The organism is Mesobacillus persicus, from assembly GCF_900109925.1.
Lineage (GTDB): Bacteria > Bacillota > Bacilli > Bacillales > Cytobacillaceae > Mesobacillus_B > Mesobacillus_B persicus.
Genome location: NZ_FOBW01000002.1, coordinates 22,169 through 34,261, shown reverse-complemented (window position 1 = coordinate 34,261; position 12,093 = coordinate 22,169). Strand labels below are relative to the sequence as shown.

General features: G+C 39.3%; 14 protein-coding genes. 10 read left to right on the top strand and 4 right to left on the bottom strand.

Going from position 1 to position 12,093, the window contains the following annotated elements; all coding sequences use genetic code 11:
• The first annotated feature begins 44 nt into the window (after window positions 1-44).
• From BMX30_RS02735 to BMX30_RS02700, 8 genes are all read left to right on the top strand, one after another.
• A complete protein-coding gene (locus BMX30_RS02735; protein ID WP_244532492.1) occupies window positions 45-998 on the top strand; it encodes an L-lactate dehydrogenase in 954 nt (317 codons plus the stop codon).
• A gap of 85 nt (window positions 999-1,083) precedes the next feature.
• On the top strand, window positions 1,084-1,281 hold the full coding sequence (locus BMX30_RS02730; protein ID WP_090740975.1) for a hypothetical protein: 198 nt from the start codon (window positions 1,084-1,086) through the stop codon (window positions 1,279-1,281).
• Between the two features lie 172 nt (window positions 1,282-1,453).
• Window positions 1,454-2,983 (top strand): rhomboid family intramembrane serine protease, encoded by a 1,530-nt coding sequence (locus tag BMX30_RS02725; RefSeq protein WP_244532491.1) that lies wholly within the window; start codon window positions 1,454-1,456, stop codon window positions 2,981-2,983.
• Between the two features lie 435 nt (window positions 2,984-3,418).
• Window positions 3,419-4,879 (top strand): spore germination protein, encoded by a 1,461-nt coding sequence (locus tag BMX30_RS02720; RefSeq protein ID WP_090740973.1) that lies wholly within the window; start codon window positions 3,419-3,421, stop codon window positions 4,877-4,879.
• 83 nt (window positions 4,880-4,962) lie between these two features.
• Window positions 4,963-5,181, top strand: a complete 219-nt coding sequence (locus BMX30_RS02715; protein ID WP_090740971.1) for a YqgQ family protein — start codon at window positions 4,963-4,965, stop codon at window positions 5,179-5,181.
• Between the two features lies 1 nt (window position 5,182).
• A complete protein-coding gene (locus BMX30_RS02710) occupies window positions 5,183-6,169 on the top strand; it encodes an ROK family glucokinase (RefSeq protein ID WP_090740969.1) in 987 nt (328 codons plus the stop codon).
• A gap of 284 nt (window positions 6,170-6,453) precedes the next feature.
• A complete protein-coding gene (locus BMX30_RS02705; RefSeq protein WP_090740967.1) occupies window positions 6,454-7,566 on the top strand; it encodes a YqgU-like beta propeller domain-containing protein in 1,113 nt (370 codons plus the stop codon).
• A 12-nt stretch (window positions 7,567-7,578) separates the two neighbouring features.
• Complete coding sequence (locus tag BMX30_RS02700; RefSeq protein ID WP_090740965.1) at window positions 7,579-7,890, top strand: MTH1187 family thiamine-binding protein; 312 nt, start codon at window positions 7,579-7,581, stop codon at window positions 7,888-7,890.
• Window positions 7,891-7,954: 64 nt separating this feature from the next.
• Here BMX30_RS02700 and BMX30_RS02695 read toward each other — a convergent pair whose 3' ends face one another.
• Window positions 7,955-8,128 carry a DUF2759 domain-containing protein gene (locus BMX30_RS02695; RefSeq protein ID WP_090740963.1) on the bottom strand — a complete coding sequence of 58 codons (174 nt, stop codon included), beginning with the start codon at window positions 8,126-8,128 and terminating at the stop codon, window positions 7,955-7,957.
• A gap of 101 nt (window positions 8,129-8,229) precedes the next feature.
• Window positions 8,230-8,727: a hypothetical protein gene (locus BMX30_RS02690; RefSeq protein ID WP_090740961.1), complete on the bottom strand. Its 498-nt coding sequence runs from the start codon at window positions 8,725-8,727 to the stop codon at window positions 8,230-8,232.
• Window positions 8,728-8,825: 98 nt separating this feature from the next.
• Between BMX30_RS02690 and BMX30_RS02685 the strand changes: the two genes are divergently transcribed.
• Window positions 8,826-9,461: an MBL fold metallo-hydrolase gene (locus BMX30_RS02685; RefSeq protein WP_090740959.1), complete on the top strand. Its 636-nt coding sequence runs from the start codon at window positions 8,826-8,828 to the stop codon at window positions 9,459-9,461.
• Window positions 9,462-9,918: 457 nt separating this feature from the next.
• Window positions 9,919-10,995: a class I SAM-dependent methyltransferase gene (locus tag BMX30_RS02680; RefSeq protein WP_090740957.1), complete on the top strand. Its 1,077-nt coding sequence runs from the start codon at window positions 9,919-9,921 to the stop codon at window positions 10,993-10,995.
• A 45-nt stretch (window positions 10,996-11,040) separates the two neighbouring features.
• On the opposite strand, the gene BMX30_RS02675 is transcribed toward BMX30_RS02680, so the two are convergent.
• On the bottom strand, window positions 11,041-11,286 hold the full coding sequence (locus BMX30_RS02675) for a DUF2626 domain-containing protein (protein WP_090740955.1): 246 nt from the start codon (window positions 11,284-11,286) through the stop codon (window positions 11,041-11,043).
• An 81-nt stretch (window positions 11,287-11,367) separates the two neighbouring features.
• The gene (locus BMX30_RS02670; protein ID WP_090740953.1) at window positions 11,368-12,069 is read right to left on the bottom strand and encodes a helix-turn-helix transcriptional regulator; all 702 of its coding nucleotides are present in this window, start codon (window positions 12,067-12,069) and stop codon (window positions 11,368-11,370) included.
• Window positions 12,070-12,093 lie beyond the last annotated feature (24 nt).

Sequence of the window (12,093 nt, the reverse complement as noted above, 5' to 3'; positions counted from 1 at the left end):
GATTAATGGGAAAGACTAACCATAAAAGTGATGGGGGGACTAGTGTGAAAAAAAATCGTGTAAATCGAGTGGTATTAATTGGAACAGGCTTTGTAGGCTCAAGTTATGCTTTTGCCATGTTGAATCAAGGTGTTGCTGAAGAACTTGTTCTTATTGATTTAAATAAGGAAAAGTCGGAAGGTGATGCGATGGATTTAAATCATGGGATGCCATTTGCTCCTGCGCCGACGAAAATATGGTATGGAGGGTACGAGGAGTGTAAGTATGCGGATATTGTTGTGATTTGTGCAGGTGCTAACCAAAAGCCTGGTGAAACACGCCTTGATCTGGTCGAGAAAAATGCAAAAATTTTCAAAGGCATTGTCAGTGAGGTCATGGGAAGCGGTTTTGATGGTATTTTCATTGTAGCCACGAATCCTGTTGATATTCTTACATACGCTGTCTGGAAATTCTCAGGATTGCCAAAGGAACGAGTGATTGGTTCTGGGACGATTCTTGACACAGCTCGTTTCCGTTTTCTATTAGGCGATTATTTTAATATTGATACAAGAAATGTGCATGCCTATATTATTGGTGAACATGGCGACACCGAATTACCTGTATGGAGCCATGCAGACATCGGTGGTAAACCGATTAAAACGATTATCAATGAAATCGAAGAATATAACCAAGCAGACCTGGACCAGATTTTCATTAATGTTCGAGATGCTGCTTACCATATCATTGAACGTAAGGGTGCAACCTATTATGGAATTGCGATGGGTCTAGTTCGACTGACAAAAGCAATATTGCAGAATGAGAATTCGATTTTAACGGTGTCCGCTTACCTTGATGGTGAGTATGCTCATAAAGATATTTATATCGGTGTTCCCGCAATCGTGAATAGAGATGGAATTAGAGAAGTCCTTGAGTTCGAATTGTCGGAAGATGAAAAAGAGAAATTCAGTCATTCAGTAAATGTTTTACAAAAAATTAAGGAATCTGTCTTTCCTTCTTAATGTAGGCAGCTAGTTTTTTCGAAGTACCTGTAATCTATGGATAAAAGAATTCTTTCTGCTACAAAATAATGGTGGAGGGATGGATATGTTAAAAAAACTTGCGTCATTTATACTTTTTAGCTTGGCAGGATATTTTGTATACCAAAATCGATATCGAGTGATGAATGGTATTTTAGGAAATGCAATGCTAAGAAGGTTCGCAGTAGGCTCCCTAATGGGTATCCCAGGAATTCGACAAAAACTTTTTCAAACCGTTTTTTCAGGACCTTCAGAATTTAGGTAAAAAGACCTTTCTGAGGTCTTTTTTTGATTTGATCCTGTAAAGTTTTTGAAATCAGCCGTTAGTAAAAAGATAATCCCCTGCATTTGTTGAAAATTCTTATATTCCTTATCTCTTGGCATTTTCGTTTATAATAATCTTAAGGAGTAAAACTGAAGAAAGGAGGGAGATATATTTGATTGCCGAAAGTTTATTTTGGAGCACGGCCCACTATTTAATTGTAAGAAAACAATATAGAGTTTTACAGATTTCAAGGGATAAACAAGAGATATGGTTAGAAAAAGTTGAAAATAAAGATCTGCCGATTGTAAGGCTTATACGATATGACCTTGATTGGAGTCAGTGGCTTCAAAGAGATATTGAACAAGTTGCTGCAAATGGGAGCCGAATTAGGAGAAGGTTGGTTAGAGGGAAATTAACTATAAGTAATCTCTACTTTACACAGTTTCCACCAGTGGATGATTATGAGCATCACCTAGTTAAACCGTATTTGAGCTCCGCTAAAGAGAAGGTGGAAGTGGTCACCACTATAATAGATAGTTCGAATGTTAGTCAATCGAAGGATAAGTTACACGATATAATGGGCACTGATTTCTTGCTAGAAGGTAGAATGGAGTTAACAGAGGAAGAAACGACCAAGCTTCAGGTTGAATCCTTACGAGATGCATCGGAAAGAGAAAAAGCTGAGAAGGCAATATTTCATTCAGGAAAAGGTTTCTTCACTTTTTTTCTAATCGTTATTCAGGTTGCAGTCTTTATCTTAATGGAACTTATGGGGGGAAGTACGGAGACATCCATTCTCATCCAGTATGGTGCTAAGTTTAATCCACTTATTTTGGAAGGAGAATGGTGGCGTTTTATTACACCAATGTTCATACATATTGGTTTTCTTCATCTCTTAATGAATTCTTTAGCCTTATACTACTTAGGTCCAATGGTTGAACGAATATACGGGAATAGTAGGTTCTTATTTATCTATATCCTCGCAGGTTTCTCAGGGGTATTGGCTAGCTTTCTGTTTAGCCCTAATTTGTCTGCTGGAGCAAGCGGAGCGATATTCGGGTGTTTTGGGGCCTTACTTTATTTCGGTGTTGTCTTTCCCCGACTTTTTCTGAGATCATTAGGATTTAACATCCTTATTGTTCTGGCTATTAATCTGATGTTCGGCTTCACGATTCCTGGCATTGATAATGCAGGACACATCGGCGGATTAGTAGGTGGTTTCGCTGCAGCTGGGATTGTCCGTTTCCCGAAAAAGAAAAGGATTGCTTCCCAGGTGTTATACTTAGCGATTACAACCGCTTTGATCCTAGGGCTGCTACAGTATGGTTTTAGTAACCCTGCATCTTTAATGGATAAGCAGTCCGTCTTAATCCATGCCCAGGAACAGATTCGAGCGGAAGAGTTTGACAAGGCGTATCAACTTTTGAACGAATACAAAGATAAGGAACGTGACTCAGCCGATATTCTATTTCTCCTTTCTTTTACAGAGGTTAAAAGGAATGACCTTGAGGGTGCGAAAGTTCACCTTCAACAGGTTGTTGAATTGAATCCCCAGTTTCATGAGGCTCATTATAATCTTTCGTTAATTTATTTAGAACAAGGATCACTTAATGAAGCGAAAACATACGCAGAGAACGCTTTAAATTTACAACCTGACAACAAGGATTATCAAGAGTTAGTAGAAAGGATTACCTCTTTGTAGTTTAAAATTGAATTATAGGAGTTTCGAAACAGGAAAGTAGTTCATGAATTTATAAATTATGAACTACTTTCCTTTCTTTTGGTAAACTTTGTTAAATAACATTGATGATAAATTATTAAAAATTGTTGATATTGGAGCAGAAGGCACTCGGTCCTGTGGGGTGGGGGCTACACATCTTATGAAGCTGATTCGTTCTCGTTATCATCTTCATCGGGTTCATGAAGATGATTTCATGCTGGCTTCATCCCTGTTTTCATCTTCACAAGCGTAGAGGGGTCACCCCAGCACGTCCCTATTCGGCTGATGCCTGGGGTAAGAATAACATTCCTGTTAAGTAAAAAAAACAAAGTATGTTTTGTTATAGGTGTGGCAATGATGGAAGGAGTGAGGAAAATTATGGATTAACTAGATGATATGAGACTTTCGAGGTGGATTATGGAAAAAACAGTAAAACATCCAGTTCATGCGGATATTCAAAAAAATATTGCTTATTTAAAGGAATCTTTGGGGGTTGACAAAAGTTTTGACGTGATTCAGCTCGATGTGGAATATGCAGAAAAAGAGATGGCCCTATTTTTAATTGATGGGTTTGCGAAAGACGATATTCTGCATCTTTTAATGAAATATTTGGCTGGATTAAAACCTGAAGACCTTCGCGACGATATGTTGAAGAAACTCATCCGTACTTATATACCATACGTCGAAGTAGAAGTTTCCGATGACTTGGATGACTTGACGGATAAGGTATTAGCGGGACCAACAGTTTTACTTGTAGATGGTTTAACAAAAGGGATTGTTATCGATGCCCGTACATATCCGGTAAGAGGACCTGAGGAACCGGATACAGAAAGAGTGGTTAGAGGGGCACGGGACGGTTATGTTGAAACCATCGTGTTTAATACCGCACTTACTAGGAGAAGAGTTCGAGACCGTACTTTGCGGATGGAATATATGCAAGTAGGACGCAGGTCCAAAACGGATATCGTTGTATGTTATATTGAGGATATTGCTGACCCTAAGATGGTGAAAGAAGTAAAAGATTCTATTGGGAAAATTGATACCGATGGTCTACCTATGGCAGAGAAGACAATCGAAGAATTTATCTCAGGAAAACACTGGAATCCTTATCCGAATGTTCGGTACACGGAAAGGCCAGACACAGCTGCTGTTCATCTTTATGAAGGTCATGTTTGTATCATCGTTGATGGGTCCCCGAGTGTGATGATTACACCAACAACTTTTTGGCATCACATGCAGCACGCGGAAGAATACCGTAATAAACCATTAGTTGGCGCATATTTAAGAATGATACGATACCTATTGGTTTGGGCATCCATCTTTCTTTTACCACTTTGGTATTTACTTGCTTCACATCCAAGTTTATTACCCGAAAATTTTTCATATATTGGGATAAATGATCCTGGACAAATTCCGTTATTCGTCCAATTCATGATCATTGAAGTCGGTTTAGATGGATTAAGAATGGCCGCTATACATACTCCAACCTCTCTGGCTACTGCACTAGGACTTGTTGCAGCCTTGATGATTGGACAGGTTGCGATTGAGGTAGGGTTATTAACGAATGAAGTCATTCTATATTTTTCAATCGCAGCGATTGGGACCTTTGCAACTCCTAGTTATGAGATGAGTCTAGCAAATCGAATGGCAAGAATCTTTTTACTTATTGTTACAGCCGCCTTTGGCGTATATGGGCTTGTCATCGGAACCGTGCTGTTTATTCTATATCTTGTTCGTATGAATTCTTTTGGAATTCCATATTTATGGCCATTTATCCCGTTTGATTTCAAAGCATTTCGTGATGTTATTATTCGTGCACCAATGCCGTTGAAAAATCGCCGTCCAAAGGTCTTACACCCTAAAGATCCGGACCGCTAGGATCTGAATTAACTCCCTTGAGAAGCTAGCTGGTATCGATTATACTTAATCATGTAAATTTGTTCACAATGAGAGGGTAAAAAGTGAAGACAATATTTGATATCCAGCAGTTTTTAAAAGGGTTTGGTTCCTATATTTATGTGGGAGAAAGGTTAGCAGATTTAGAGCTTATGGAGGCTGAAATAAAAGAACTATATAGCTCACAGCTTATTCAGACAGCGGAATTCCAATCTGCTATTATGCTCCTAAGGCATGAAATTAGGTTGGAACGGGAAAAAAGACAAAAGAAACAAGGTGAATGAAATGGTGGAAAAGTGGTTGATTGGTGTTGACTTAGGAGGCACTACAATAAAAATTGCATTCCTAAGCCTTTATGGAGAAATTCTACATAAATGGGAAATCCCTACCGATAAATCCAATGAAGGGAAAAATATAACTACCGATATTGCTAAAGCAATTGACCTAAAATTGGATGAACTCGGTCGGAGCAAGAGTGCGATTCAAGGAATTGGCATAGGGGCTCCTGGTCCGGTTAATTTGGCAACGGGTGAGATTTATGAAGCCGTTAATTTAGGTTGGAAGGATGTATATCCACTAAAGGACCTGTTAGAATTGGAAACCTCATTGCCTGTAGCAGTGGATAATGATGCGAACTGTGCTGCCTTGGGTGAAATGTGGAAAGGGGCCGGAAACGGAGCCAGAGATCTTGTCTGTGTTACTCTCGGAACGGGTGTTGGCGGAGGGGTTATTGCCAATGGTGATATTGTTCATGGGAAAAGTGGTGCAGCAGGGGAGATTGGCCATATAACCTCGATTGCGGAGGGTGGAGCACCATGTAATTGTGGAAAATCCGGCTGTCTAGAAACCATTGCCTCCGCTACGGGGATTGTTCGTTTAGCTATTGAAGAGTTAAGCATGCACACTCATAGTGGGTCTCTTAGTGAACTCTATCGCAGGGACGGTATAGTTTCTGCGAAAGATATCTTTGATGCAGCGAAAGAAGGAGATGCGACCGCACGAATAGTGATTGAAAAGGTTGCATTTCATCTAGGAATTGCACTAGCCAATATTGCAAACACACTAAATCCGGAAAAAGTCGTTCTCGGTGGAGGAGTATCAAGAGCAGGTGCTATATTGCTTGATTCTGTACAAGAATCGTTTATGAAATATTCGTTTCCTAGAGTAGCAAACTCAACGGAAATTGCCCTGGCAACCCTCGGTAATGATGCTGGAGTTATTGGAGCAGCCTGGATTGTGGAAAATAGGGTTACTAAGGGAAATGCAGAATAAGGAGGGGTGTCCAATGGACACTTCTTTTTTTAACCTAAAAAAATGTTATTTCAGGAAGACGGAGAAAGTATGTGGAGGTATTGTCACTAATTTTGTGGCCTGCTCCGGTTTCAGTGCTACTTGGTCAGGAAAGAATTTCACTAAGTGATTCCCTAGAGAATTATAGCCTGGCAAAAAAAGTGCAGGATTTTAAAGAAAATTGAAACGTTTCTTGCTTTTTTACGTATTGTTTATTGAAGGGTGGGGAGAACTTGAAGGGCATATATATAAAGAGAACAAACACAATGAAATCGTTTCTTTTTTTTGCTTTCTTAGCAGCGTCTGTATTATTTTTAGGAGGTTGTACAAATGAGCGCCACGCGCAACCTCATGCAGGCTCAAGTTACCTCCCCATTGTAAAAGACAATCCTTTTTCTTTAGGAAAGGTAGCCCCAATTGAGGATATGGAGGGGAATTTCTATCAAACGGTGGGCTGGCTAAATGACCAGACAATTTTATACATAACAAATATAAAAGAGGGCTCCGAGGTTTACAGTTACGATTTAGATGAGGGTGTGAGCTCATCGTTTTATAAGAGCGAATACCCTATAGTAAGTGCTGAACTCAGTCCCTCAAGGAAACAACTCCTGATTCACGCAGCCCCATCTAACTACGAAGGGGAATTAACGGTCCTCGGGGTGGATGGAAAGACCCGGTATGAAACAAAAATTGATTCGTTTGAGCTTGCATACGAGTGGAATGATGAAAACGAGAATGAGGTTTTAGTATCCTCTTTTAAAGAAGATTGGAGTTTTGCCACTTATGTCGTGAATATCGAGGAGCAGAATATACAGCAAATTAATCTTCCTCAACCATTTACGATTTGGCCAACCAACAAGGAAGTTTTGTATCTCGATTGGAAAGAGGATAGCCCTAATCTCAATGCACCCCTAATAAAAAGAAATCTAGGTAATGGGAAAGAAGAGAGATTATTATCGTCCGTTCATTATATCGATTCTTCCAAAGACCGCGTTCTAGCCATTTATACAAAGGAAAACGATAGTGAACGTTCTACATATTTGATCTTTAATAAGGAGTTCGAACAGATCTATACTTTTGATACGAAGCATTTAACTACTTTTTCAGGATGGTTAGTCCCATATTATGATTTTATCGATAGTAAAGATTCGATGCTATCTTTTCTCCCGCATAGTAGTGGTGCAGCCGATATGTACACGGGAGGATTCGCGCTAACGGAAATCTCTTTAAAAGATGGAGAAGAAAGAGAAATCTTTTCTAAGTTAGCAAATGAACCAATTTCTTGTTCTCCAAGTGGTACTATGTGTTTATATGGTTTTCAACTTGAGAAAGTAATTGATTTGCTAGAGAAGGAGATAATAAACCTAGTTAACCAGTAGGAGGATATTTTTATGGCTATTGTTGATGTTACGGTTATACCAATTGGTACAAATTCCCCAAGTGTTAGTTCCTATGTTGCAGATATTCAAAAGCTGCTTTTGGAATATGAAAAGCAGGGGAAAATTCGCTACCAGCTTACACCAATGAACACAATTATCGAAGGGGAATTACCAATTTTATTCGAGGTCATTCAGGCAATGCATGAGGCTCCTTTTGCTAAAGATATCTTACGGGTTGCAACGAACATCAGAATTGATGATCGCCGAGATATCGATAGAAAAATGGAAGATAAAGTGGCGCGGGTTGAAAGCTTACTTGAATAATAAAAAGGACTGCTGTTTAGCAGTCCTTTTTGATGAATAAATGTGTTCCTATCGCTAAAAAAAATTAATGCGCTACTGGATAACCGTGGTAGATTATTGTCATAATTGTAAACCAGCCAAAGACGAGAAGGCTACCCCCACCAAAAACGATTCCTAGTAAATTTTTGTTTTTTAAAGCAGTGAATGTGCCGTAGGCAGCAAGGATGGTTACTAATGCAAAAATAATGACGAGTCCCATTTTTAATCCCCCTTTAGAAATAGTAAGTAAGCATCAAACTACTTTGTTATTCATGCTCAGGCTTCAGCCCTATGTAGACGCTACCTATATTCGTTACTATTTTATAGTTTTTTCTTCCATTTGTCGAGGTCTAAAAACATTGTCCCACATTTATAGGCTTCTGCAATCCGTTTCATCAATTCGGATAGCTGACGCTCAACAAAGAATAATTCATGATAGTCAATTGTTGCCTGATAAACTACATGTTCTTCGATTTGAAGTTTTGCCATTTCAATCATTTGTTGGTTGTCTCCGTCTCCGATGAGAGAAAAACCAATTAATGATTCCTTCAATAAGTATGTCCGATTTTCACCTTTAAAACCGTAGTCGAAAAAACATTCACCTTCAACACCATTTTCAAACACAATCAGTGGGTGTATATCTTCAAATAAATCCGCCTCTTGTAAAAGGCCTTTAGCGCAGGCTGCATCACTTTCGTTCTTATAGATGAACATCGCCCCGAGTTGCTCTAAAATATTTGTATCGGAATGTAATAAAGCTTCAAACTCTTCAACCTCAGATACGATTTGATTGGCCTCAACACCAAACGCGGAGTCCATAATGAGAGTCCTCCTTTTTTGAGAAACCTTAAATCTTAACTGTTAATAGTGTAAAATAGGAATAGGATGAAAATCAACTTAAATTTGGAGGTGTCAGAATGAACTGGTTCCCGTTGCCACTTGGACCGCTACAGACAAATTGTTATATTCTCTCGAACGAGGATGGAAATGGCTTGATTATTGATCCGGGGGAAGAGCCTGATAAAGTCATTCAATACATAAGTAAAAAAAAGTTAAAGCCTAAGGCGATATTATTAACACATGCTCATTTTGATCATATCGGAGCTGTAGATTCAATCAGGGAAAAGTATTCGATTCCCGTTTATGTTCATAAAAAAGAGAAGGATTGGTTGGTAGATCCAGCTTTAAATGGTTCACAATTTTTTCTTCATGGACAAGTGATTAGAGCGAAGGAAGCTGATTATCTCATTTCCTCAGAAGAGAACATGGTTTTGGATGGTTTCTCGTTTAAGGTATTTGAGACTCCTGGCCATTCGCCTGGTAGTATATCTTTTTATTTTGAACAGGATGGAATTGTTGTTTCCGGAGATGCACTTTTTCAAGCAAGCATTGGAAGGACGGATCTTCCTGGGGGAAGTCATGATCTTCTCTTAAGAAGTATTCATGATAAACTACTGGTCTTGCCTGAAGAGACAATTGTTCTACCAGGTCATGGTCCAGCAACAACAATCGGACAAGAAATGGATTCAAATCCTTTTTTGAATGGTTTTTAAGTAAATGGAGAACAGCGGAAGCGCCTTGTTCAGCCCCGAAAAGCGCTGGAGGGGCGGCAGATGAAGTCGTTCTTTGACTTCGACTATGAAATGCGGAGGCGACTGTCTAGGGGCGACAAGCATAAGACGCGCCCTGTAAGAAGGTGATCTTTACCTTCTGAAAGGCGGTGGCTTAAACTCGAGTCGCTAGGAGCCGTAGCTAGACAAGAAGCGACTCGAGGGGCTAGGCGCTGGAGCTAGACAGGCTCACTGCCCGCCCCGCTGTTCGTTGTGCGCCTGGAGCGGAAAGCAACACCCCCGCTTAGCAGAACCAAGTAAATAAAGAAACCCTTCAGATATGAAGGGTTTCTTAGGGATTTGCTGTTTTTAAATAAGGGAAGGTAATGCTTTTGTTTCTAATTTCAGAATACAACAACCAAAACACTACGTCAATAGTGGTAAATAGTAAGGAGAAAATATGAATTCCTTTATCCAAGATATAATAATGAAAAGCCCGAACAAGATGATTACATACGCGGAATACATAAAGAATGCACTCTATCATCCGAAACACGGCTACTATATGAATGATGAGGTAAAGATTGGGCGAAGTGGCGATTTTATTACCACAAGCAATGTCTCAAATGTATTTGGGAAAATCATGGCGAAATGGTATTCTACCCATCATTTAAAATATGATCTTCCTGCAGCAGTTTGTGAGATTGGCGGTGGCAATGGGCGGTTTGCTAAGGCATTTTTAGAAGGGTGGAATCAATATTCAACGATTCCGCTAACTTATATCCTTATCGAGACCAGCCCTTTCCACAGAAAACTTCAGGTTGAGGAACTTCAAAGCATTGGCAACATTATTCAATATAGTGAGCTTAGTGAACTGAGAGACTTTAGTGGGTTAGTCTTTTCAAATGAACTCTTTGATGCCCTTCCAGTTCACATGATAGAGAAGAAGGGCGCGGAGTTATTTGAAGTAATGGTTACATTTAGGGACGGTGAGCTTAGTGAAGAACTAGTTCCACTAGTGGATGAGAAGATACTAGACTTTATTGAGGATCAAGAGATCAAATTTTATGAGGGGCAGCGGATTGAGATCCCTTTAGCAATGAAGGAAGTGTTGAGAGAAATTAATCATATGTTAACAAGTGGTGTCGTCATTACCGTTGATTATGGATATACCAACGAGGAATGGCGTGAACCAGAGCGGCGAAAGGGAAGTTTGAGAGGTTATTATCGCCAAAGAATGTATGATAATGTTCTGCAATATCCAGGATTGATGGATATTACTAGTCATGTTCATTTTGATGCGCTCGTTAGTGAAGGAGAGCTTCAAGGTTTGAAGTTTTTATCAAAGCAAAGACAAGATGAATATTTACTCAGTATTGGCATACTTGATGAGTTAGCAGAGAATTTTGATCCAAATCCGTTTTCCGAAAAGAGCAAACAAAATAGAGCGATTCGAAGCCTAGTGTTACCAGGGGGGATGAGTAGCGCTTTTCATGTAATTATTCAGCAAAAAGGATTGAGCGGGTTGATAAAATAAAAAAAGCGATGGAGTTCCATCGCTTTTTTTGTTTGACCTTTGGTTTTAGTGCCCCGCTGGTCCATTCCCCATTAAAAATGTGGTGTAGTAAGTAAATCCTGCAAAGAAAACCGTTAAGTATGCTCCGAAGATATAAATATACATGCGTTCGGATAATTTCAAATAACTTAAAAGCAAGAAAAACCCTGTTTGTCCAAAAAATAGTAAGGACGCTGTATACATATCCCCTACAAAAAACATGACTGCGAAAATACCTGTCCAGAATCCTAAAACCCTGTACATCCTATCCATAGCCATCCCTCCTTTTACCTTACAAGTCCATCACATACCAATTATAAAGTAAAGAGGAGGGAAATGTAAATAAGCTTTGTATTAATGCGCAACCAATGCCTGATATGTGCAAGAATCACATCCTGCGATTAAGTTTTCTTTTTCAATTAATTCGATATCCTCAAAAAGAGATTCAAACATACCACGTAAGAATTCAACATGCATTGTACAAACAGTTTCTGGGTGTTCAATCGCGACTTCTTTAAACGGGCAATTGAAGATTTGGAAATAGATCTTAGTTTGTTCATTATTTGCCTCAAATTCAGGGTAGAAGCCAGCCAATGTCGCTGCGCCTTTAACGATATTCAGTTTTTGTTCGAATGAAAGTTCATCAGGATGTTGATGGTGCCTCGATAGTTCCTGTTCTACTAACTCAGTACCTAGGCGTTTGCCAGTGAGGTAGAGAGCTTTCCTTCCCTCGTCACCAAGAGACATCATGGTAATCATAGCTATTTTTGATAATAGTTGATAATCCCGGTATGGAAAATTTAACTGAATGACGTCTTCGGATAAGCGGTAAAGCCTGCTAGGACGTCCCCCTTTTCCAGTTTTCTTAGTTTCTGATACGAGCATGTTCACATCTTCTAATTTGGATAAGTGTAGTCTTGCCACATTTGGGTGTATTTCAAAGTTATCAGCAATTTCTTGTACGGTAACATCTTTATGTCGTTTCGTAATGTACTGGTAAATATAATAGCGCGTGGGATCGGATAAAACACTTGTTATTTTCAATGTTTGTTCCACTCTGCTTCACCTCATACTGCTTTA